Raw genomic sequence first — 24720 nt, 5'->3', positions numbered from 1 at the left:
GATCGGGTTTTTTACGACGCCAGCATAAAGAACCAATTAAATAGACATACCATTTGCTTATCGTTTTTAATATAGAATGGATACATTTCCTTTGTCAATAGTAATAATTATTCGCATTAACATTTTTCATCCAGACAGCCGGCTACATCTTCATGGTTATCGATGTATCACACTGCACCCCGGTGGAAAATTCCTGGTGAGCGTAATACTCCAGGTCCTTTTCGACCTTTTAGTAAAATCATCCGCGCTGCTAATCGGATATGAAGAATGTCTCAGTGAATACTCTGGACATGGGAAACTGCCTGTCTATCACCTCAACAGCATCTCTTATCATTGCTCCATTTCCGCATAGATAAAAGGTATAGGTATCTTTTGGCAGACGCTCACGCAGGTAGGTGGTGACCCGACCACTGAATCCTTCATTCAGCTTTACCAGATTTTCTTCTTCATCCGAGAGACATGGTACATAGAGAGTTGCATTCTTCTGCAGTTCGTTCCTGTAATACAACTCGTTCACAGCGATTTCGCCATGGAGCATTATGTATCCTTTCACACCAGACAGACTATAGGAGACAAAAGGCGCCATTCCTGTCCCGGTAGCAACAAAAACTGCCCTGCCCCTGCCTGGCCGATACAAAAAATAGCCATACGGGGCGGAAATAGAAATGATATCACCCGTGTTCAATTCGGCTAGTCTGGGCGAGACAGTGCCGCCTGGAACAAGACGGATACAGATCGCCAGTGTGTCCTGCCCGGGTGAGCCCGCCAGGGAATATTCGCGGGAGAGTCCATCGATTACGCAGGATATTTTCTGACCGGGCAAAAAGGAGAAGCCGGCTGGTTTCTCCAGGTTCAATTCGAAAACACTCATGCTCAACCATCTTATCGCCTCAACACGAACACGATATTCTGTGGCGGTATGGTCACTCTTCATGCCAGGTGTAATCCGCGATTCCTTCACATTTATTAAGATATCTGGCGAGAACGAAGAAGTAATCGGATAGGCGATTGATATACCGCATAATTTCCTCCAGATTATCCGGACCCTCAGATTCAGCGCAGGTAATAATCGTTCTCTCGGCCCGGCGGCAGATGGCCCTGACCACTTGAGCCCAGGCTGCGGATTCATGGCCGCCCGGCAGTATGAAGGCATGAAGCGGGTCCAGATCCCTCTGCATTGCATCAATTTCCTTTTCCAGAAATTCGATCCGGGCTTTTTCCACATTCTGCAGAAGATGTATATCTCCTGATTCAGGGGATGTAGCCAGAATGGCACCTATGGCAAAAAGATCCCTCTGGATACTGCGCAAATTCCGCGAGAGAATATCTCTGCTGCCGTTCTGCGGGAGAACCGCCTCAATAACTCCGACAAACGAGCAGAGTTCATCAACCGTACCATACGCCTCTACCCGTATGGTATTCTTCTTCAGCCGTTCTCCCGAAAATAGGCTGGTTTTGCCGCTATCTCCCGTCCGGGTATAAATTTTCATTCAGCCTCCTGATCCTGATTGGTTGCATTAACTTTTTCCAAGTATACCCTTTTTTCACTAAAACAAAAAACCAGGAGGCAATTATGCTTTTGGAGATCATTTCACTTTATGATAATTCCGTAAAAAAGTGTCCGATATCAGATGGCTGGATAAAAGTTCGTTTATGTTTTTGGCAGGCAAGCCCTTCGACTATACAGGTCTATGTCGAAGGCGGCCTGCCAAAAACCTGCAATGCAGGAGATCGGGCTTTCTCGAAGTCGGAGTTTATGCCCGTATGGGTGCGTATCGGGACGCCATCACGCATGGGGTAATCCGCACTGGTCGATGGCGAGTTTTAAGAAGCCGCAGGATCAATCGGCCTGATCAATGGCTCGGCGGATGACATTGGAAAATTCATCAAGAGCAAGAGGTTTGAGGACAAGCTCCTTGATTCCAAGAGCCGCAATACTTTTACGGGAAATATTCGGACTGTAGCCGGTACATAGAACAATGGGCATTCCTGTTCTGATCGACAATATTTTCCCGGCAAGTTCAAAGCCTGTCATACCGGGCATGGTCTGGTCGGTAATGACGAGATCGAATGTATCCGGTGATTGCTCGAAGACATGCAGTGCATCCCTACTGCTGATGCAGGAAGTTACCTGATAGCCCATGAGCTCGAGCATATTTTTCACCATTTCCAGCAATGGTTCTTCGTCATCCACAAGAAGAATATGCTCGCTGCCGTAAGACAGCACATCGAGGGGTTCCTCTTTTTGGTCGCCCTCCCTGTTGACCAGAGGGAGGTAGACATGGAAAGCTGTTCCCTCATTATCTTTGCGATCCACATGAATTACTCCGCCATGTCCCTTGACGATACCGTGCACGATGGCAAGGCCCATTCCTGTACCCTTCCCCTTTTCTTTTGTGGTAAAATAGGGATCGAATATTTTCTCCAGATGCTCCTTATCAATACCATAGCCGTTATCTTCGACAATAAGATGGGCATACCCCCCCGGCTTGAGACCCAGGTCATGGTAGTACCGGTAATCCACATCCTCCCGGCAGAGCCCGATCATGAGTTTTCCACCTTTTTCCTCCATGGCATGAAAGGCGTTGGTACACAGGTTCATGATAATCTGATGATATTGTGTGGGGTCGGCTAAAATGGCACCGCATTGGGGATCGATATCCTGCACGATCTCAATGGTGGTCGGGATAGAAGACCGCAGCAGCTTTATGGACTCAACTAAAACCTGTGAGGGCTGCAGCACCACCTTCTCGATCTCGGCCTGACGGCTGAAGGAAAGTATCTGCTTGACCAGCTCTCTGGCTTTTCTGCCGGCTTCATGGATACGGTTAAGAAACTGCAGCTGCGGTGAACTTCTGTCGCAACTGTTTACGGCAAGATCGGCATTGCCTATTATGACACTTAAAACGTTATTGAAATCATGGGCTATGCCGCCGGCAAGTGCACCGAGAGCTTCCATTTTCTGAGCCTGCTGCAGCAGTATCTCAAGGTTTCTCTTTTCGTTTTCGGCAATAACCTTGTCGGTAATATCGTGTCCCTGGACGGTTATATACACCACTTTGCCGCTTTCATCCTTGACCGGCGACACAGAGCGATAAAGGAACCTGGTGCTGCCTTTGATGTCTGTAAAAGTAGCCTCGTCGCAGATACACTCTCCCTCGGCAGCCCTGTCTATGGCCCGGCGCAACTTCATATTTTCATCATCCTGGCCAACCCAGCAGATATTCCAGAGAAATTGACCGACAAGGCTTCCCGTGTAGATTCCACAGAGTTTCTGCGCCAATTTATTCAGTTCAATCACCCTGCCAGCCGGGTCAAGAATGGCCATGAACTGGAAGGATTGCTCAAACGCCGTTCTAAATCGCACCTCGCTTTGGCACAGCTCCTGCTGCTGCATGGAAATATGGTCGTTGGCGATCTGCAGCTCCTGTGCCTTATCCTTCAACCGCTTTCTCTGCTGGAAGAGTTCGACAAAAATCGAAACTTTGTTTCTCAATACTTCAGCAACAATAGGCTTAAAGAGATAATCGACCCCACCGCAGTCATATCCTTTGAAGACATGTTCCTGTTCGGGGTTTATTGCAGTGATAAAAATTATAGGGATCTGCCGGCTTTTTTCACGGCTGCGTATCAATTTTGCAGTTTCATAACCACCGAGCCCGGGCATCATGACATCCATCAGAATGAGTGCACAATCCACGCGCAAAAGACATTCCAGAGCTTCTTCACCTGAAGAAGCCTTAATTAAATTGATATTAAGATCTTCAAGAACTGCCTCGAGGGCGAGGAGATTTTCCGGTTTATCATCAACTCCCAGGATATTAATTTTCTTGCTCATAATTTAATTCGGCGGTCTTCGAGAGGAAAAGATCAATCAGCAACACCCGTTTTTATAATTGAATGCATTATTAAATGCCCGTTAAAAATATAATATTACACACTTTTCACTAACACAAAGGCGTAGTTTCGGTAGTGATATTGTTGAAATCCGGATAATTAAAAGGCCCAGATAAGGGGGATGAACAGCATTCCAGCGAGAATCACGAAAATATTGAGAGGTATCCCTAAGCGCAGATAATCCTTGAAACTATATCCCCCGGGGCCAAATACCATCAGATTGGTCTGGTAGCCCACAGGCGTGGCGAAACAGGCACTGGCACCGATACAGACCCCGATAATAAAAGGTTTAGGATCGACGCCTATCCCCAGCGCCGTTGAAACGGCAATAGGGAGGAGCAGGACGGCCGTGGCATTGTTGCTGACAAGTTGAGTACTGAGACTGGTAAGCAAAATCATGGCACCGAGAACAATGGTAGGTGAAAACGACGCAAAGAGACTTAAAAATGCCTCGGCATAAAGCTGACTTGCCCCGGTTTTCTGCATGGCGGCTCCCAGAGCTATAGTTCCGGCAATGAGGAGGAGGACATCGCCCTGAAGCGCCTTGTAGGCGTCGCGCATCTGGATACACCCGGTGATAATCATGAGAAAAGCCGCCGTCAGCGCACAGGTCATGATATCTGCAAGTCCCAGGGTTGCGGTGCCCACCATGCCGACGAAATTGACTATGGCCCAGATAGCCTTGCGCTTATGAACAATCTCCTCATAAACGTCCTCGATGACGATATAATCCATCTTGGTTCGTATGGATTCAAGCTTGGAACTCTGACACCAGATCAGCAGGATATCACCAACCTTAAGACGGACATCATGAATCTGCTTCTCCGACATATGCAGATTGGTTCGCTTTACCGCGATGATTTTGACCTCCGGATCTCCAGCAAGATCGGTATTGCTTAATCTTCTGCCCAGAAGCGAAGAATTGGGTGCAATTATCAGCTCCACGACAACCGGCGCATCTTTTTGTGCCCCCATGGTCAGTCCTTCTTCCTCTTTGGGTAGTTTTGCCTCCTCTTTCTGCAGAATTGCGACAAGGTCATTGAGCGAACCTTTTACCAGCAGAATATCGTCCTCCGACATCCGAACCCTATCTCGTGAAGGATGATAAATATGGGACTCCCGCACCAGCTCTATGACTTCGATATCAGGATATTTCTCCTGAAAAAACCCGGTCGGATTTTCTCCTATCAACCTACTTCCTTCGGGAATGCGCAGCTCGGATAGATATTTTCTATGTTCACTATCCTGGAGCTGGCAGATGGGATTTGCCAGAGAAGGCAGCAGCCGGGGCGCCGCAATCAATAGAAAGATGACGCCCATCAGGGCGATAGGAACGCCGATTATCGAAAGTTCGAACATCGACAGTGCGCCATAGCCGAACTCCTCGCTGAGGTCGCTGACAATAATATTGGTGGAGGTTCCGATAAGCGTGCAGGTGCCGGCAAGGATTGAAGCGTATGAAACCGGAATCAGGAATCGTGACGGACTCAGACCAAGATCACAGCACATGGTCATTACCACGGGAATAAAAAGAATCACCACCGGAGTATTGTTGATAAAAGCCGAAGCCACGGCAACTGTGAGGAGAATAACGGCAAGTGCCATGGTGAGATTGCTGCGGGCAAGCCTGACCACACGCCGGCCTATAAATTCCACTCCGCCGGTGCGCATCAGCCCCTTACTCACCACAAACATGGCGCCGACGGTTATTACGGCCGGATTGGAAAATCCCATGACAGCCTCTTTGGGCGTCAGAATCCTGAAAACGACAAGAAGAACTATGATGCAGATCGCCGTCAGATCGAGAGAAATTTTCTCCGTTATGAGCAAGTACAGGGTCAGCAGCAATATAGCTGAGATAATCCAGATATCCATCTCATCATTCCTGGCAGAAAGAGGTATTTTTAAGGAGAATCTATTACTTACGCGTCCCTAAAACTGTTAAGTCAACTATTCAACACCTGAAGATATTTTACAAGAATAAAATTACAGAAGCTCATTGATCGGGAAATAACACTTCCGGGTTTTTCCAAATGTTTGCCCATTTTTATCGTTTTTCTTTGACACAGCCGACATCATTACGTATATGATGCCTTATAAACTTTCAAATGATATATTAAGGTATTAATTTTTCACCAGGAGGATAAAAGAATGCGCATTATCAGGATTTTGCTCACAGTGGCCCTGACTCTGGGCTTTTGCGGAACAGTATCCGCAGAGGAGATGAAGGTCGGTTTTGTCTATGTATCGCCTATTGGCGATGCCGGCTGGTCCTACGCTCATGACTTAGGCCGTCAGGCAATAGAAGAGATGGAAGGTGTTACCACATCCTATGTCGAAGCTGTGCCGGAAGGACCGGATTCCGAGCGTGTTATCCAGAACATGGCCAGGAAGAACTTCGACATCATATTCGCCACAAGTTTCGGATATATGGATCCGATGCTGAAAGTTGCCAAACAATTTCCGGACAGCGTGTTCATGCATTGTTCGGGGTTCAAAACCGCTGAAAATATGGGCAACTATTTCGGCAGGATGTATCAGGCCCGCTACCTCTCTGGCATGGTAGCCGGAGCGATGACAAAATCCAACACTCTCGGTTATGTCGCTGCCTTTCCTATTCCCGAGGTTATCAGGGGGATCAACGCCTTCACCCTGGGAGCGCAGGCTGTAAATCCCGAAGCACAGGTGAGAGTTGTCTGGACCAAAACCTGGTATGATCCGGCCACCGAGAAAGAAGCGGCGAAATCACTGCTCGATGTCGGCGCCGACGTTATCGCTCAGCACCAGGATTCACCGGGTCCGCAAGAAGCAGCCCAGGAAAAGAATGTATACTCGATTGGCTACAACTCCGACATGTCAGCCTTCGCTCCGAAAGCACATCTTACCGCACCAATCTGGAACTGGGGACCATACTATGCATCCGTTGTAGAAAGTGTTCAGGAAGGTACCTGGAAATCTGATGCAGTATGGCTCGGCATGGAAACAGGTATTGTTGATCTGGCTCCTTTTGGTTCCATGGTGCCGCAGGAAGTTCAGGATATGGTCAACGCCAAAAAAGCCGAGATCGTCAAAGGCGAAGCCTCGGTTTTTACCGGTCCAATAAAAGATCAGGACGGCAATGTCAAAATTGAAGAAGGCGTTTCAGCCGACGACCAGTCCCTGCTTGGCATGACCTGGTTTGTTGAAGGTGTAATCGGCACCACAAAATAAAATCGTAACTATTCAGCAGCACCCCATTTGCACACGATCAGCCCGAAAGGCATAGGTACACTATAGTTTTTTGGGCTGCCTCTGCACATCCGGAGTCGAAGTTTATGCCCGTCAGGGTGCTACCTCTGGACAGTTGCAGTTCAGGGCAAACAGCCGGTTTTTAGCTTCTTGCTGAAGAGTTACATAAAATCTACCACTCACTTATCGGATGATCCATCTGAGAGTCACAAAAAGACAGGAGCCCCTTGGCTGGAGCTCCTGTCTTGTTTTATTTGGAGCAATCCTGTTGTCGCTCTTTTTCAGCGGACTACTGCTCGCCCTGCGCGGTACACCGCCTCTCGAAGGAATTGCTGTATTGTTTCAGGGGGCTTTTGGTTCCCGATGGGCCATCGAAGACAGCCTCATCAAAGCCATTCCCATTTTTCTCGCCTCCCTTGGTGTTGCCATTGCCTTCCGCCTGCAAATCTGGAACATCGGAGCCGAAGGCCAATTTTGCCTCGGCGCCATGGGCGCCACCTGGATAGCGCTCTCCTTTCCGGACCAACCCGCCTGGATTCTGCTGCCGGCAATGATAGTCATGGCGGTATTAGCCGGCGGCTTCTGGGGTCTGATACCGGCGCTGCTTCGCCAGAAAATGCAGGCTAATGAAATCATCGTCAGCCTGATGATGAATTATATCGCCATCCTGATTCTCGATTTTTTAGTCTATGGGGTCTGGAAAGATCCGACAAGCTTCGGCTTTCCAATGACACCAGAATTCTCGCCTGCGGCAATAGTAGGCAAAATAGGCAGCACCGGCGTCAACTGGGGGCTTTTTCATTGTGTGGCTCTCGCTGTCATCTTCTGGATTTTCTTCCGCTACACAACCCTGGGGTTTGCGCTTAAAGCCAGCGGCGACAGCGTCAAGGCCGCCAAATATGCCGGTCTTCCCTATGACAGGCTGGTTTTCCTGGTCATGGTATTAAGCGGCGCCCTGGCAGGATGGGCGGGATTCATCGAGGCCTCCGCCACCGTCAACCGGTTGCAGCCCAGCATCATGGTGGGCTACGGGTATACTGCCATCGTCGTTGCCTGGCTGGCCAGTCTCAATCCCCTCTATATCGGTCTTGCTTCTTTTCTGCTTGCGGGCCTGCGTGTCGGTGTGGAAAATCTTCAACTCGACCTTCAGGTTCCTGCGGCTTTCGGCGGCATTATGGAGGGTATGATCCTGCTTACCGTCCTTGCCGGCAGCTTTTTTATCCGCTATAGAATCCTTGTGGTGAAAGAAAAATGATGATGGAACTGGTCATACCGCTGCTGGCGGCAACAGTCCAGTCGGGCACTCCTATTTTATATGCCACTCTCGGTGAAATCATCACCGAAAAATCCGGTGTCCTTAATCTCGGTGTTGAAGGTATCATGATTGTCGGTGCCCTGGCCGGATTTATCGCGGCCAAATTCACCGGCAACCCGGCTCTGGCTTTTTTTCTCGCAGGGATGGCCGGTGTGGCGGCGGCTTCCCTCCACGGTATTGTCTGCCTGATATTCCAAGGCAATCAGGTGGTCTCGGGACTTGCTCTGACCATTCTGGGCACAGGCTTCGCCAACTATCTGGGAACCTCCTACGTCGGCCAGTCTGCCCCGGGATTTTCCCCCTACGCAGTACCGTATCTCTCCGAGATTCCAGGAATAGGACCTATTTTTTTTAATCACGATCCGCTGGTTTACATAACCTACCTGATACCCCCGTTACTCTGGTACTTCCTCTTTTTCAGCCGGCATGGCCTGGGGATCAGGGCAGTCGGCGAAAACCCTGCTGCGGCAAAGGCTGCCGGACTGAGTGTCACCTTGTACAGATGGGGGGGAATTCTGACAGGAGGATTTTTCATGGGACTTGGCGGCGCCTATCTTTCCCTGGCCTATACTCATTTGTGGACCAACAACATGACGGCAGGCCGCGGCTGGATAGCCGTTGCTCTGGTCATATTCGCCTTCTGGCGGCCGGGGAGGGCTGTCTTCGGTGCCTATCTGTTCGGCGGGATCATGTCTCTCCAGCTTCGTTTACAGGCTGCCGGCACCGAGCTGCCCTCATCACTCTTGCTGATGCTGCCCTACCTGCTCACCATTATCGTACTGGTATTCTCCTCCTGGAGAAGAGGGAGATCGGAGGCACCCGGCGCCCTGGGAGTCAATATGGAACCAACGGATTAACCTATATCGAAATTGATAACCAACCCAACTAGTCTGATCAAAGAAACGAGAACAATCTCTAAGGTACTAAAGAGGTGAACAATGAATAATTCCAACGACTATCAGCGAACCTACCCTATTTCCTGGGATCAACTGCACAGGGACTCTAAGGCCCTTGCCTGGCGTCTCCTGAGTGATCATTATTTCAAGGGAATAATTGCCATCACCCGGGGCGGCCTGGTCCCCTCGGCAATTATCGCCAGGGAACTCAATCTTCATACAGTTGATACCATCTGCGTCTCCAGCTATGACTGGCAGGACAAGAAAGGTGAAGCCGAGGTCCTCAAGGATTTCCATGGAAACGGTGAGGGCTGGCTCCTGGTGGATGATCTTGTCGACACCGGCAGAACCGCGAAGCTGGTGAGGGAGAGAATACCTAAAGCCCACTTTGCCACGGTATATGCCAAACCTGCAGGGCGCCCCCTGGTGGATACCTTCATCACCGAAGTGAGCCAGGACACCTGGATTCTTTTTCCCTGGGATACCGAGTCACAGTTTGTCCATCCCATTGCCGGACTGTAGAACTCGTAATCAACCGTTATCCTTTTTAATGAAGCAGCAAACCTCAATGGCACATGTTCCAACCATACGGCTCGAAGGCATCAGTAAATCTTTCGGCAAGGTCAAGGCCAATCACAATATCTCCTTAGATATTCATAAAGGCCGTATCCTTGCTCTGCTCGGAGAAAACGGTGCCGGAAAATCTACGCTCATGTCGATTCTGGCCGGCCAGCTGCAGCCTGATTCCGGCACCATTCTGCTCGACAGTGAAGAGGTTCGTTTTACCTCGACCGACAAAGCCATTAATGCCGGCATCGGCATGGTCTATCAGCATTTCAAACTGGTGGAAGCCATGACCGTGATGGAGAATGTGTTCCTTGGAAAAACAGGATCGTTTTTCCTCAACACCGGGAAAATGAACGAAGAGGTAACCACTCTCAGCAGCAGATATGGGATGAAACTTTTACCCGGCATGAGAATCAGTGATCTCTCCATGGGTGAAAAGCAGCAGGTCGAAATCCTCAAATTGCTGCACAGGAAAAGCAGTATTCTCATTTTCGATGAACCCACCGCAGTGCTCACCCCGGAGGAAGCCCGTGGTCTTTTCGCCACCATGCGGCTTATGGCGGACCAGGGCAAGGCCATCGTCTTTATCAGCCATAAACTCGACGAGGTCATGTCTATAGCCGATGACATCGCCATACTCAGAAGGGGTGAAGTCGTCGATACCATGAAAAAGACAAATGTGTCCTCAACCTCGGAACTCGCTGAACGCATGATCGGCCGGGAAGTCCTGCTTAAGGTGGACAGGGTGCCGAGTGAGCCCAGGCAGATGGTTCTCAAGGTTGAGAAACTCAATCATGCCACCCTGCAGGAAATCTCTCTCACCGTCAGACAAGGTGAGATACTGGGCCTTGTCGGAGTCGCCGGCAACGGCCAGAAACCTCTGGTCGAGGTGATCTGCGGACTACAGCAGCCCTCTATAGACAGCGTCTATCTGCTGGGTCTTGAGTGGAGACGTTTTTATGCCGCGAGGAACTGGAAAAACGCGCTGAGCTATATTCCCGAGGACCGGCAGGGCCTGGCGACCTGCCAGGGCCTCGATCTGCTCGACAACTTCCTGCTGACCACCCGGGATGGCTTTCGCAGTGGAATCTGGCTATTGCGGGAAGAGGCCCGGGAAAAGGCGGATAATCTTCTGCATGAGTTCGACATCAGGCCCCCGGACCTGAATATCCTGGCTTCTCAGTTATCAGGCGGCAATCTGCAGAAAATGGTGCTCTGCCGAGAATTTTACAGACAGCCGCGCCTGATAGTAGCCGAACAGCCAACCCAGGGACTTGATATCGCCGCCATTGAAGATGTCTGGAAACTCCTCCTTAAGGCTCGGGAAGAAGCGGGCATTCTTCTTGTTACCGGGGACCTCACCGAAGCCCTCACTCTGTCAGACCGCATTGCCGTAATGTTCGGCGGTAAAATCGTGGACTGCTTTTCTTCGGCCAATGGAGAAAAGCTCGAGCAGATCCCGCAGATGATGGCCGGAACTTACCGCAGCTGAAAGATTTTCAGACCAACGACCGACCATGGCGGAAAGGGCAGCCTGCAGGTGATGGTGCTTCAAGGAAGTTAATAATAGCTGCTGCCATCCCAGCAATGTGTGCACAACCGTTCCTTGGGCAGGCCGATGGCGGCCACCAGATCATCAAGGTGCTGGTATTTGAGGGATGTCAGATGCAACTTGCTGCAGATGCTCTCAATCATCGCCAGGTTTTTGCTCGAACCGGACTCGGCATACTCGCGTAAATCCTTATCTTCAGCCCCTTCCAGTTCCTGAATAGTTTTGCGGCCAATCAGATCCAGGGTTGAACGCGAAGAGGAGAAATTGAGAAATTCGCAGGGATAAATGAGGGTGGGACAAGCCGTGCGCATGTGCACCTGGCAGGCGCCACAGTCGAAGAGGATCTGCACATTTTCCCTGAGCTGGGTGCCGCGCACGATCGAATCGTCGCAGAAGAGCAGACGCTGCCCCTCGATGAGCCGGCGCACGGGAATCAGTTTCATTTTGGCGACCAAATCACGCATCTCCGGGTTCTGGGGCATGAAACTGCGCGGCCAGGTCGGGGTATACTTGACGAATGGCCGGCCGTAAGGGATTTTTTTATGGTTGGCATAGCCGAGCGCATGGCCGATACCTGAATCGGGAATCCCTGCTATTAAATCCACCTCCGTATTGTCCTGGCAGGCCAGTGCGGCCCCACAGTTATAGCGCACCCGCTCCACATTAATGCTTTCGTATTCGGAAGCCGGGTAGCCGTAATATACCCAGAGAAAAGAGCAGATCTGCATGCGTTCACCAGCGGGAAGCCGCTGTTCCCAGCCGTCGGCGGTCAGGAAGACAACCTCGCCAGGGCCCGGGAAATATACCGTCTCGAACCCCAGATTCGGAAAAGCGCTGGTTTCGAAAGTGACCGCCGTGGCGTCGGCGCGACGGCCCACCACCAGGGGGGTCCGCCCCAGGCGATCGCGGGCCGCATAGATTCCCTTGTCGGTAAGCAGGAGCAGGGAACACGAGCCCTGAATGGCCTCTTGGGCGGAGCGGATACCGGCCTCGAAACTCTCCTCCCGGCATATCAGCATGGCCGCCACTTCGGTAGGATTGGTGATGCCGTCGGAGGTGCTCGAGAAATAGTCTTTTCTGGCAAAGGCCTTGTCGATCAGATCGGCAAGATTGTTGATCCGGCCCACGGTAACGATGGCGAAGGTGCCCAGGTGCGAATCGATGACCAATGGCTGCGGATCGGTATCGCTGATCACGCCAATGCCCTGCAGGCCGTGAAACTCGGCCAGCTCGGACTCAAACTTCGAACGGAAGTACGAATTCTCGATATTATGGATGGCGCGATGGAATCCGTGCGTGTTGCGCACAGCCATGCCACCGCGTTTTGTTCCCAGATGCGAGTGATAGTCGGTGCCGTAATAAAGATCCGCCACACAATCCGTTTTCGATACTATTCCAAAAAAACCGCCCATTTAAAAACCCCAAAAAATTGAATTCACACGTTCGCTTAGCTGATCAGAGCAAAAATGCCTGCTCCCGGACAACCTCCTAACGCTCATTCTCTTATCTCTTCCTCCGCTCGCTCAAGTCCACCTTCAGCGGATGTCCCCGTGATAGCTCTGCAGGGAGCGCACCTTCGCCTCTCCTCCACCTATCGCGGCGATGCCTTTGGCGGCGGCGATGGCGGCCGCCGTGGTGGTAATATAGGGAATTTTATACTTGATCGCCGTCTTGCGGATATTGGAGCTGTCGGCGGAGCCTTTTTTGCCGCTGGGGGTATTGATCATCAGATGTATCTGTCCGCTCTTGATGGCGTCCACCAGGTTGGGTCTGCCCAGGCCCAGTTTATAGACCGGCTGGGTCTCGATCCCTTTTTCCTTGAGGAACTGATGGGTGCCTTCGGTGGCCATGATCGTGAAACCCAGTTCGCGGAAGCGGCGCACCGGCTCCAGGGCCGCCTGCTTGTCACGATCGGCAATGGTGAACAGCACGGCACCCTGCAGGGGTAGAATAGCCTGGGTTGCCTCCTGAGCTTTGAAAAAGGCGCCGCCGAAGGAGCTCGCCATTCCCAGAACCTCCCCGGTTGAACGCATCTCCGGACCGAGCACCGGGTCCACCTCGGGAAACATATTGAAGGGAAACACCGCTTCCTTCACGCCGAAATAAGGAATCTGGGTTTCGCGCAGATCAAGGTCGTCCAGAGTTTCTCCGAGAATGATCCGGGTGGCCAGGCTCGCCATGGAAAGCCCGCATACTTTGGAAACAATCGGCACGGTGCGTGAAGCCCTCGGATTGGCCTCCAGCACATATACCGTATCGTTCTGAATAGCATACTGGATGTTCATCAGACCGACCACCTTCAATTCGATGGCGATGCGGCGCGTGTATTCGCGGATGGTATCCAGTTCCTTGGGGGCGATACTGATCGGCGGGATGACGCAGGCTGAATCGCCCGAATGAATACCGGCCAGCTCGATATGCTCCATAACCGCCGGTACGTGGGCACTTACACCATCGGCGATAGCATCGGCCTCGGCCTCGATGGCATTGTCGAGGAACTTGTCGATCAGTACCGGCCTCTCGGGCGAGACCTCCTCCACGGCCACATTGAGATAATGCTTGAGCATCTGGTCGTCATGGACGATCTCCATGCCGCGTCCGCCGAGAACGTACGAAGGGCGCACCATCAGCGGATAACCGATGTCGGCGGCGATGCTCAAAGCCTCCTCGGCACTGCCGGCCATGCCCGATTCCGGCTGGGGAATGCCCAGGCGGCTCATGATCGTGTTGAAGCGGTCCCGGTCCTCGGCCAGATCGATGGCCTCTGGCGAGGTGCCGAGAATATTCACCCCTGCCGCGGCCAGCTCCCTGGCGAGGTTCAGGGGGGTCTGGCCGCCGAACTGCACGATGATGCCTTCCGGTTTTTCCTTGTGGTAGATGCTGAGCACATCTTCAACGGTCAGAGGTTCGAAATACAATTTGTCGGAGGTATCGTAGTCCGTGGAGACCGTTTCGGGATTGCAGTTGACCATGATCGATTCCAACCCCGCCTCGCGGATGGCCATGGCGGCGTGCACGCAGCAGTAATCAAACTCAATGCCCTGGCCGATGCGGTTCGGACCTCCTCCCAGCACCATGATCTTGCGCTTGTCGCTGACCGCCACCTGGTCTTCTCCATTGTAGGTCGAGTAATAATAGGCCGCATTCTCCACTCCGCTGACCGGCACCGGCTCCCAGGCCTGGACGACGCCCATGGCTGTTCGCCGGTCGCGGACGGCCTCCTCGGCCACGCCCAGTAATCTGGCGAGATAACGGTCGGCAAAGCCATCTTTTTTTGCCTGGCGCAGCAGATCGTCCGGCGGGAGCCGCCCCTTATACTTCAGTATCTCCTCTTCCAGGAACACCAATTCCCGCATCTGCTCGATAAACCAGGCCTTGATATGGGTGAGGGCCTGCAGCTTCTCGATGGTGGCGCCTTTGCGCAGAGCTTCATACATCAGAAACTGGCGCTCGCTGGTGGCAAAAACCAGCCGATCCAACAGAGTTTCCAGGGGGAGAGTGTTAAAGTCCTTAGCGAATCCGAGGCCGTAGCGGTTGATCTCCAGGCTGCGGATCGCTTTTTGCAGCGCTTCCTTGTAGTTCTTGCCGATGCTCATGGCCTCACCCACGGCCCGCATCTGCGTCCCGAGACGATCCTCAATCCCGGCAAATTTTTCGAAAGCCCAGCGGGCGAATTTTACCACCACGTAATCGCCGGAGGGGGTGTATTTTTCCAGGCTGCCGTCGCGCCAATAGGGAATCTCATCCAGGGTCAGACCGCCGGCCAGCAGCGCGGAAACGCGGGCAATGGGCAGGCCGGTGGCCTTGGAAGCCAGGGCCGACGAGCGGGAGGTGCGTGGATTGATTTCGATAACCGTGATTCTGCCGCTCTTGGGATCATGAGCAAACTGAACATTGGTGCCGCCGATCACCTCAATGGCCTCGACGATGGCATAGGAGTAATCCTGCAGCTTTTTCTGCAGGGCCGGCTCGATGGTGAGCATAGGGGCTGTGCAATAGCTGTCGCCGGTGTGCACTCCCATGGCATCGACATTTTCGATGAAACACACGGTGATCATCTGGTTTTTGGCATCGCGCACCACTTCCAGTTCCAGTTCCTCCCAGCCGAGCACCGATTCTTCCACCAGCACCTGGTTGATCATGCTGGCCGCCAGTCCGCGCGGCACGATGGTGCGCAACTCTTCCAGATTGTAGACCAGCCCGCCGCCGGTGCCGCCCATGGTGTAGGCCGGACGGATGACCACGGGATATCCCAATTCCTCGGCCACCTTTTCGGCAGCCTCGAGGGTGGTCACTGCGGTGCTGCGCGGCATGTCGATACCCAGGCCTTCCATGGCAGCCTTAAAGGCGATACGGTCCTCGCCGCGCTCGATGGCTTCGATGTTGACACCGATCACCTTCACCGCGTATTTTTCAAGAATGCCCTGATGATACAGCTCAGAGGAAAGATTCAGCGCCGATTGTCCCCCTAGGTTGGGTAAAATCGCATCGGGGCGTTCGGCGGCGATGATTTTTTCCAGCACCTTGACATTGAGGGGCTCGATATAGGTCGCATCGGCCATACCCGGATCGGTCATGATGGTTGCGGGATTGGAATTGACCAGCACGATTTCGTAACCGAGAGCACGCAGAGCCTTGCAGGCCTGTGTTCCGGAATAATCAAATTCGCAGGCCTGACCGATGACGATGGGTCCGGAACCGATGATCAGAATTTTACGAATGTCGTCGCGTCTGGGCATACGCTGCTCCTTTTTGAAGGTGGGGAGGTGTCCCCCATGGATTTTATGGACGAATGCGTTCACGACAGGTCAACGCAACGATCTTCCAATCGGCCAGTGAACTTTCTTTGTTAAATGAAGCCACACTTAAAATCAAGGGTTAGTTTTTTCTTGATCTGAAAAAGGATCCTCTCAAGAGGTAATCATCACTCTATTGTTGCGCAGTTTTTTTGAGAAAATGCACGCTCAGGGGAAGAGAGCCCACCTAAGTCCTCCTGAAAAACCAGGTATGGCCTATGTAAGAGATATAAAAATCAGGCAACAGTATCCAAGTGACCTTTCTTTCTATTTACGACAAACAATATCCTCTTGTTTCAACCTGAAGCGTCTTGTATCACAGACGGTAGGCCAGCACCGAAATGAACAAATGGCCGGAAGCTAGAGCGGTAAGTTGATGGTGAACAGGGCGTAACAACCTCCGCGATATCATCGTGTGAGCCACAGAACCAAGTTCCACCATGCCTCCGGTCAATCGAAGATTCTGCAGGCTTGATAGCGCCCGCCTATTAATGGACGACGATTCTCCCGCAATGGCCGTTTTTCTTTCCAAATCATCTCCCGGAAGTCTGAAATACACTCAAACCCCAGCCAAAGATTGTGATTTAATGGATCAAGGCGCACTCTTTCTTGATTTTATATTATTTTTCGCGCATTCTTTTAAATAGAAGACCATCCAGAAAATTATAAAGTATTTGAATCGTTCAGGCTGGCGATACTCTTTACCCAGCGAAATAGCAGAGCAGTTTCTCTTTTATAGCCGAGTTACGAGGAAGCGATGACCTTTATCCAGACAGCCACGTTCTTTTCAGCCGCTTTTCTCCTCTGCTCCTGCGCCAATATAGATCAGCAGGTCGTTCAGACCGATAAAGACGCGTACCAGACAATAGCGAATGCTCAAATCGAGGGATTGGGCCAGGCCGAACCTTTTACCATTGAACGCCCGTCCGAGACCCTGCGTAATATCCTTTTCCGGGATCAGGAACTGCCCGCGCACAACAGCTCATTCTCTCTCACCGACGCAAATTATGAGCAATCCGGAAGAGATTATTTTTCATCGGCTCCAAAAGCTTCCCCTTACGTCCTTACCCTCCTCGATGCCATTCAAGTCGGAGCACAAAACAGCCGGGAATACCAGACCCGCAAGGAAGCAATTTTCAGGACTGCACTGGCGCTGGATCTGGAAGCAAACGAATTCCGCCATTCCCTTACCGGCTTGCTGGGATCGCTGTTCGATTCCGGTAACTTCGACGGAGACAGGATAAATTCACTGTTTAACAATGCCGAATTAAGCTTGACCCAAAAGTTCATGACCGGCATGGAACTCACCACCCGGATAGGCATCGATCTGGTCAAACTGCTCACCCAGGGAGAATCATCCTCCCTAGGAATATATGGCGATGCCTCCATACTTGTGCCATTGTTGCGAGGAGCGGGCAGAGATGTAGTCCGGGAACCCCTGACGCAAGCGGAAAGGAATATCGTCTATGAGATCTACGGCTTCGAACAGTACAAGGCCGATTTTATAGTCAATATTATTCGAAGCTATCTGCAGGTGTTGCAAGCCATTGATCAGGTGCGCAATACCGAGGAAAACTATCGCAAGTTGGAGGAGGCACTGGTGCGGGCCCAACGTTTGGCAGAGGCCGGCCGTTTACCCGAAATCCAGGTTGCGCAGGCGATTCAGGACAGCCTGCGGGCCAAGGACAATTGGCTCAGGTTAAGTCAAGGGTATGCAAGAGAACTTGACAGGTTCAAGGTTCAGCTGGGTCTGCCACCCGATGCGATAATCCGTTTGGACTCTGAGGAACTGAGACGGATTGCCATGGAGGGCTTCCAGGATCTTCCCGGTGAGCGCCCCATTTCCGAGCAGGACCCCGATCAGTTATTTCTCTCTCCGGATGACGAGCAGGATGAATTTTTTCTCCAGGATCACTATTGGATTGCTAAGGCGATGGAGAACCGCCTGGATTTACGCATACCCGAAGGCAGGGTCTTCGATGTGCGACGTAAGTTGCTCGTCGCAGCCAACGATTTTCTGCCGGGTCTGTACCTGCAGCTATCAGGCGCTGTGGGTGGCAGGCGACCAATAGGCACTTGGAATCTCAACGATGCCGAATTGAGACTTGACGAAGGGCGGTATGGTGTTGGCCTCTTCCTTGACTCCCCTTTCAACAAGACGCCGGAACGCATCGTCTATCGCGCATTTTTACTGCAATTGGAAGAGGAAATCAGAAACTATCAGCGTGCCGAAGACAGCGTCAAGCTCGAGGTCAGAGATGAGCTTAGAAACATGGAAGAATATCAAGAACAGATAGCCATCCAGGAAAAGGCGCTGGAGGTAGCCCAATGGCGTGTGGATGCAACCGAAATGCTTTTGCGGAGCGGCCGTATCGAAATCCGCGATTTACTGGAAGCCCGAGACTCCTTGGTATTTGCAAGTGACAGTTTGATGAACGCCAAATTAAATTACAGGCTTTCGGAACTGGACTTGATGAAAGCTGCAGGTATCTTGAAGGTAACTCATCAGGGTCTGTTTACCGGCCCTCGAAGAGAGGAGAGCGACAAAAGTGCCCTGGAGACAATACATGCACACGTCAATAATCTCAGCGAAGAACCAATGTTATGAATGCGGCAGCGCGTAAAAAAATGCGAGGTTCGTTATCGAGTAAGATGGCAACTTTCCTCCTAGTCCTTGCTATCTTCACCGGGATTGTATTCTTCCGCTCCCCGGGGGCCTCGATTGACGATGATCCGGAAATCCGCGAGTATTTTCAAATTAAAAATGGGCCGCTTGAAATCACGGTAAGCGAAGCCGGTGTCATCAAGGCCAGAGAGAAGGAGATTATCAGGAGCGAAGTGGAGGGCAGCACAACGGTGTTGTGGGTCATTGAGGAGGGAAGAGAGGTTAATAAGGGGGATCTATTACTGGAGTTGGATTCCAGCAGGCTACAGGGTGAAATTGTCAATCAGGAAATCGCAGTCGATAACGCCGAAGCCGCTTGGGTCAACGCCAGGGAAAAGCTTGATGTCGTCAAAAATCAGGCCAAAAGCGATATTGAGCTGGCTGAACTCCAACATGAGTTCGCCAAACAGGATCTGACCAAATACACCGAAGGCGATTACCCAAACTCACTGAAAGAACTCCAGTCAAATGTGATTCTCAAAAAGGAATCCCTGCAGAGAAGCGAAGAAAAGCTGGAGTGGTCTAAGAAACTGCGCGGTCAAAAATTTCTCTCCGGGTCAGAACTGAACAGCGACGAACTCGCGGCCCAAAAGGCCGGAATCGAACTCGATCTAGCATTGGAGAATCTCGCCCTCCTGAAAAATTATAGCTACAAACGTACGATTGCCGAACTGGAGAGCGCTGTTCACCAAAGCCTCATGGCCTCCAAAAGAGCAATCCGCAAAGCAGCGGCGGATATAGTCCAGGCCGAGGCCGAACTGCGAGCCAAGGAGTCTCAATTCCAGCAGGAAAAAAACAAGCTCGGAAAACTCGGAATGCAGTTAAAAAAAACCCGGATCATCGCCCCGACCAATGGTTTGGTTGTCTATGCAACCACTGCCAAAGGATGGATGAGAAACAGATCCCCACTGGAGGCCGGACAGGATATCAAAGAACGACAAGAACTCATCTACTTGACGAAAAACTCCACGATGCTGGCCGAATTGAGAGTTCCTGAAGTGCGCCTCCACATCATGGAAATTGGTTTACCGGCAAGAGTGCGCGTGGATGCTCTTCCCGGGAAAGAATTTTCGGGCAGGGTTGCAGCCATCTCACCTCTTCCGGATGCGGAAAGCAACTGGTTCAATTCCAACCTTAAATACTATACAACCATGATTTACCTCGACGGTAATGCTCGTGCTCTACGCACCGGCATGAGTTGTCAGGTTGAAATCCTGGTTGAACGTTTCGCAGAGACCCTGTATGCCCCAATACAAACCGTGGTCAGGAGAAACGGACATTCTGTTGTCTATCTTGAGGGCCGCGAGCGGCCGGTCGAGGTGGAAACGGGCATGGACAATGATATCATGATCCAGATCATCAGCGGGGTACGGGAGGGGGATCGCCTGCTGCTCACCCCTCCTCTCTAATGTCATGAAAAGTTCCAGCGATTACGCCTGCCGTTTAGACAACGTCAGCCTGATTTATCAAACAGATGCACAACGCGTTGCAGCCCTGGACGACATCAACATAGCTTTTACCAAAGGTTCATTCTGGGCCATCATGGGTGGCAGCGGTGCGGGCAAATCCAGTCTGCTTAACGTGCTTGGCTGCCTGTGCAGGGTCAGCGCCGGACGTTACCATATTGAAGAACAGGAGGTGTCCGGACTGAGTGACGACCAGCTCAGTGACCTGCGACTGCGCCATCTTGGTTTCATCTTTCAGAGTTTCAATCTCATCCCCCAACTGACGGTGCAGGAGAACATAGAGCTCCCCCTGTCCTATCTTGGAAAAGATCGGTTGGCCGCTTCGCGAAGGGCCAGGGAGTTGGCGACCCAGGTCGGGTTGGCCGACAGGCTGGACCACCGCCCCGGAGAATTGTCGGGAGGCGAGCAGCAGCGCGTGGCAGTGGCTCGAGCTATGGCCAATAGCCCCCTCCTTCTTCTGGCCGATGAACCCACCGGTAACCTTGACAGTGCTTCGAGCAGGCAAATCATGCAACTGCTAAGCACATTAAACGCCCAGGGCACCACGATTTTGGTGGTGACCCATGACCAGCACACCTCATCCTGGGCCTCCAATAAGCTCCATCTCCGGGATGGCCGGATCGACAAAATTCTGACGTGACATGATGCTGATACGCGAAATCCATCTTGGTATTAAGAATCTCATGATGCACGGCCTGAGATCATTGCTGACCATATTGGGCATGGTTTTCGGGGTAGGCAGTGTCGTGGCCATGCTGGCGGTGGGTGAGGGGGCAAGCCACCAGGCCATGGAACAGGTCAAGATGTTGGGCAGCAACAACATTATCGTCAACAGCATCAATCCTGCCGAGACTGCCATTGCCCAGGAACAGTTGGTCAACGTTTATGGTCTCCTCGCAAAAGATGAAAAACGCATCCGTCAGAGTTTCGAAACAGTCGTGCGTACTGTTCCGGTTCGCCTGCAGAGAGAGATCGGCAGAGTTGGCAGCCGCTCCCTGGAACTGAGACTGGTGGGAACCACACCGGACTGGGTTCATTTAGTCAAACGACCGCTGCTGACGGGCAGATTTCTGCTGCCGCGAGACCTTGAAGGAAATAATAATGTAGTTGTTCTCACTGAATATGCCGCCCGGAGAATGCTGTCAGGGGGAGAATCCATTGGAGCGAAAGTACGCATTGATGGCAAGCTTTTTACAATCGTCGGTATTGTAAAAAGCCATTTGATGCTCTCGGAAGGTATCCAATTTCCCGATCGGCGCGAGGATGCCTACATTCCTCTGACCACTCTACGCCAACGTTTTGGCGACATCATCACCCGAAGATCTTCAGGTACCAATGAACGAAATCTGGTTGAACTGCACCAGATCCTAGTAGAGGTGAACCAGGCTGACCGGGTGGAATCCACCGCCCATGCCATAAAAACCATGTTAACAACGTTTCATGAGCGGGTGGATTATCAGTTGCAGGTTCCGTTAACCTTACTGCGCGAGGCCAAGAGGACCAAGCGAACGTTCAATGTCGTTCTGGGCAGCATAGCGGCCATCAGTTTGCTGGTCGGCGGTATCGGCATAATGAATATCATGTTGGCCAATGTGACGGAGCGCACCCGGGAAATCGGCATCCGCAGGGCCATTGGTGCCAAGCGCCGTCAAATTCTCCGGCAATTCGTAATCGAGACCGTGGTTCTTTCCATGCTCGGAGGGCTTCTCGGCATAGGCCTGGGGCTCTTTATTCCATGGCTGGTTACCCGCTATAGTGGGCTGCCGACGCTGGTTACCCCTGCCAGCATAGCACTTTCTCTGTTCATCAGCATGACAATCGGCATTATTTTCGGCATCTATCCAGCCAAACGCGCCGCACAGCTTGATCCAATCGAAGCCCTGCGGCATGACTAAAGACTGCCTTAAAAAAAATATAAGCACCATTAGACAGCTTGTTTTTCTTTAAGGACAACAAGAAAGCAATCGACAAGAACTAAATCAAGGCGTGTGAGAGAATTTTGCCATAGGCACACAACTGATATACGGGAAAAGTTATTTTCACGCAACGCTGAGCTAGGGCAAATAGACAATTTTTGAAGATAGCTTAAAGGCTGTGGTCACAAAGGTGGCGGGCTACTTGCAAATTCCACGTATGTCTCCAGTATCTTATCCATCCTATCCGGCAAGATTACTCGCAATTCGGCACAACAGCTTCACAGGTATTCAATAAATAGGCCGCAAGTTCCCGGTTTTCCTTTACCCTGCCAAGTCCACCGTCCTCTGGACTGAGCATGTCCAGCAATACCGCATCGGAGAAAGTATCACCGCCGCACTGCTCTCCGAACCATACTTCAGTGTGGTTTTTCCAGTACCCCGGAGTACATTCATTGGCCGGAGGCGGTGGTGGCGGCGGCGGATCCGGAGCAGGCGGAGCCGTCACATTGACTGAGTAAACCAATAATACTGCTACGATTAGAGCACCAAACATACCTATTAACTTTTTCATAGTGTTATCCTCCGCATTTGAATCTGTTAGAGATATCTACAAGTAGCCTTTCCTGATTTTTTTTACCTCGTTGTCCACCTTCATTTACCTCGTTGTCCGCCTTCATTATCCTTCTAAATGACAGTCTTTCGGTCTGAAGGGGAAAATCGATTGAATCCCCTTTTTCACCAGGCATTGTGTATTGAATAATGGTGCCGCTGCAAACCGTCGGCATGTCATGGCAATGTCCAATTCGACGTTTTGTATATATTCATAAATCAAAAACTAAATACTGGTTTTGCAAAAAGCGCTCCATACCTGCTTCACTATGTTAACATATGGAAATGTAATATTTTTCCAAAACGTAAACGCCCATTAAAAATGAGATTCTGGATAGTGTTCATTAATTATGAATTATTTTTCCTTTTTTCCGGAAAAGTTACCCCCCGATCATGAAAATTATTCGGATTATCAGGAAATGTCCTGCTTGAAGCAGGTAAACTCGGGGTCGTCGTTATTCTGTCAATCAGATAGGCAAAAAAACAAAATTTCGTTTTGGCCTGTGCCTTCATTGTTCAACTGCAACTCGTTATTATATTAAAAGCATTGGTTTTTGGCGTTGAGATTATCTACGTGCAGGCCGAGATAACTGGAATCCCGGCCTCACTCAAAGTCCGATGATTTTGGCGAATCGTCGATGGGTTTTGCAGACAATCGGATAAAGTTATGCCCAGTTTCCTCTCTAAACAGGCTATGCCTCGATTACTTCTTTTCATAACGGTGCTTTTACTGTTTTCCGCAATGAGTGCTATTAAGGTGATGAACAGGGATATAAAAAAGGCACGTATTTACAATCAAATCAATGGGCATTCTTTCGCTATCGAGATTATTGGAAGTGACGAATTTATCGATAAAACGAAACAGGCGCTGGATCTATTGCAGAAAGGCAGTCCCGATGCATTCCTCAAGGTACATAAATATATAGGAATCATCGAACAGGGAAAGCGCAGTGCCATGTGGGCATTCGAAGAGCCGCCGAGGTTTGAGGTGAATGACGTAACCGCTTATTACTCAGCAACGTGGTATGCGGGTGTACTTGCCCATGAATCTGTTCATTCGGAATTATTTTATCAATATCTGGCCGGCGGCAAGTCCCGGAAGGCGGTACCTGACCAGGCCTGGAAAGAGCGTGAAGCTGAGATTTTATGCATGAAGTATCAAGAACAAGTACTATTGCAAATTGGCTCTCCCAAGCACGAAGTGGATCATGTTACATTACACAGTGGTGATGGAACACATAGCGATATTGATAAAGATGGTGATGTTGACTGGTTGGATTATTTGAGAAGGGACTGGTGAGCCCCGGGCAAAGTGAACATTTGCTCATGCAGCCACAGCGTATTTTATTCGACAGAACACGTATTATAGCAACAGAAAGGTTTATCGACGGCTGCGGAGCAGAAATGCAGAGCAGAAGCCTTTTGGAGAAAGATGCTCGCCGAACAGTTGCACGCGCCAGACTCGGGGTGCCAACGGCTATTGAAACCAGCGCTGGCAGCATCGGGTTATAAAACAATGTTTTATAAGGCTGCCCTGATTTTTATGTAGATTCCTTTCCTTCTGCAAGACAAAGAAAATAACCGCTCCCCAGAAAAAAACCGTCGGCACCAGAGCATGGAGGTGGGGGTGTACCGACGGGCATAGACGCCAACAAATTGCCTTTCGCGTGAAAGAGCGGGAATTGGCAAAGCGATACCTTTCATCAACCCGGCAGCTGACGGAGTGATATCTCTGCCAGTTATATCAACACCAGGCAATAGTATCCAAGTGACCTTTCTTTGTATTTACGATAGAATATCAATAAACTTATTT

The 24720-nt window shown here is 51.1% G+C and carries 17 protein-coding genes; 10 read left to right on the top strand and 7 right to left on the bottom strand.

What is annotated here, in order from left to right; genetic code table 11:
* Window positions 1-250 precede the first annotated feature (250 nt).
* The 4 genes from JWG88_RS12080 to JWG88_RS12065 form a co-directional block, all read right to left on the bottom strand.
* Window positions 251-934: a ferredoxin--NADP reductase gene (locus JWG88_RS12080; protein ID WP_205234028.1), complete on the bottom strand. Its 684-nt coding sequence runs from the start codon at window positions 932-934 to the stop codon at window positions 251-253.
* Window positions 924-1490, bottom strand: a complete 567-nt coding sequence (locus tag JWG88_RS12075; RefSeq protein ID WP_205234027.1) for a cob(I)yrinic acid a,c-diamide adenosyltransferase — start codon at window positions 1488-1490, stop codon at window positions 924-926. The genes JWG88_RS12080 and JWG88_RS12075 overlap by 11 nt, the downstream gene beginning before the upstream one ends.
* Window positions 1491-1840: 350 nt before the next feature.
* On the bottom strand, window positions 1841-3838 hold the full coding sequence (locus JWG88_RS12070; RefSeq protein ID WP_205234026.1) for an ATP-binding response regulator: 1998 nt from the start codon (window positions 3836-3838) through the stop codon (window positions 1841-1843).
* Between the two features lie 158 nt (window positions 3839-3996).
* Window positions 3997-5772, bottom strand: a complete 1776-nt coding sequence (locus JWG88_RS12065; protein ID WP_205234025.1) for an SLC13 family permease — start codon at window positions 5770-5772, stop codon at window positions 3997-3999.
* Window positions 5773-6048: 276 nt separating this feature from the next.
* On the opposite strand from JWG88_RS12065, the gene JWG88_RS12060 reads away from it, so the two are divergent.
* The 5 genes from JWG88_RS12060 (at window position 6049) to JWG88_RS12040 (ending at window position 11395) form a co-directional block, all read left to right on the top strand.
* On the top strand, window positions 6049-7107 hold the full coding sequence (locus tag JWG88_RS12060) for a BMP family ABC transporter substrate-binding protein (protein WP_205234024.1): 1059 nt from the start codon (window positions 6049-6051) through the stop codon (window positions 7105-7107).
* 208 nt (window positions 7108-7315) lie between these two features.
* Entirely contained in the window at window positions 7316-8380 is a 1065-nt protein-coding gene (locus JWG88_RS12055) for an ABC transporter permease (RefSeq protein WP_205234023.1), read from the top strand.
* A complete protein-coding gene (locus JWG88_RS12050) occupies window positions 8377-9297 on the top strand; it encodes an ABC transporter permease (protein ID WP_205234022.1) in 921 nt (306 codons plus the stop codon). The genes JWG88_RS12055 and JWG88_RS12050 overlap by 4 nt, the downstream gene beginning before the upstream one ends.
* 81 nt (window positions 9298-9378) lie before the next feature.
* Window positions 9379-9858 carry a xanthine phosphoribosyltransferase gene (gpt, locus tag JWG88_RS12045; RefSeq protein WP_205234021.1) on the top strand — a complete coding sequence of 160 codons (480 nt, stop codon included), beginning with the start codon at window positions 9379-9381 and terminating at the stop codon, window positions 9856-9858.
* A 46-nt stretch (window positions 9859-9904) separates the two neighbouring features.
* Window positions 9905-11395, top strand: coding sequence for an ABC transporter ATP-binding protein (locus JWG88_RS12040; RefSeq protein WP_205234020.1), 1491 nt, complete (start codon window positions 9905-9907; stop codon window positions 11393-11395).
* Between the two features lie 68 nt (window positions 11396-11463).
* Here the strand turns inward: JWG88_RS12040 and JWG88_RS12035 are convergent, their stop codons facing one another.
* Window positions 11464-12867, bottom strand: a complete 1404-nt coding sequence (locus JWG88_RS12035) for an amidophosphoribosyltransferase (RefSeq protein ID WP_205234019.1) — start codon at window positions 12865-12867, stop codon at window positions 11464-11466.
* Window positions 12868-12990: 123 nt separating this feature from the next.
* On the bottom strand, window positions 12991-16194 hold the full coding sequence (gene carB / locus JWG88_RS12030) for a carbamoyl-phosphate synthase large subunit (RefSeq protein WP_205234018.1): 3204 nt from the start codon (window positions 16192-16194) through the stop codon (window positions 12991-12993).
* Window positions 16195-17008: 814 nt separating this feature from the next.
* Here carB and JWG88_RS12025 point away from each other — a divergent pair.
* The 4 genes from JWG88_RS12025 to JWG88_RS12010 are packed head-to-tail and all read left to right on the top strand — an operon-like array spanning window position 17009 to window position 22277.
* Window positions 17009-18859 carry a TolC family protein gene (locus JWG88_RS12025; protein WP_205234017.1) on the top strand — a complete coding sequence of 617 codons (1851 nt, stop codon included), beginning with the start codon at window positions 17009-17011 and terminating at the stop codon, window positions 18857-18859.
* A gap of 44 nt (window positions 18860-18903) precedes the next feature.
* Complete coding sequence (locus JWG88_RS12020; protein WP_205234016.1) at window positions 18904-20325, top strand: efflux RND transporter periplasmic adaptor subunit; 1422 nt, start codon at window positions 18904-18906, stop codon at window positions 20323-20325.
* A 4-nt stretch (window positions 20326-20329) separates the two neighbouring features.
* Window positions 20330-21022, top strand: coding sequence for an ABC transporter ATP-binding protein (locus tag JWG88_RS12015; protein ID WP_205234015.1), 693 nt, complete (start codon window positions 20330-20332; stop codon window positions 21020-21022).
* Window position 21023: 1 nt separating this feature from the next.
* Entirely contained in the window at window positions 21024-22277 is a 1254-nt protein-coding gene (locus JWG88_RS12010) for an ABC transporter permease (protein ID WP_205234014.1), read from the top strand.
* 274 nt (window positions 22278-22551) lie between these two features.
* Here the strand turns inward: JWG88_RS12010 and JWG88_RS12005 are convergent, their stop codons facing one another.
* Window positions 22552-22869, bottom strand: coding sequence for a hypothetical protein (locus JWG88_RS12005; RefSeq protein WP_205234013.1), 318 nt, complete (start codon window positions 22867-22869; stop codon window positions 22552-22554).
* Between the two features lie 705 nt (window positions 22870-23574).
* Between JWG88_RS12005 and JWG88_RS12000 the strand changes: the two genes are divergently transcribed.
* The gene (locus JWG88_RS12000; protein WP_205234012.1) at window positions 23575-24207 is read left to right on the top strand and encodes a hypothetical protein; all 633 of its coding nucleotides are present in this window, start codon (window positions 23575-23577) and stop codon (window positions 24205-24207) included.
* The last annotated feature ends 513 nt before the right edge of the window (window positions 24208-24720 follow it).

Source organism: Desulfopila inferna (assembly GCF_016919005.1).
GTDB classification, from domain to species: domain Bacteria; phylum Desulfobacterota; class Desulfobulbia; order Desulfobulbales; family Desulfocapsaceae; genus Desulfopila_A; species Desulfopila_A inferna.
Note: the sequence above shows the minus strand (reverse complement) of the source record. Positions and strands in the feature narration are given on the sequence as shown.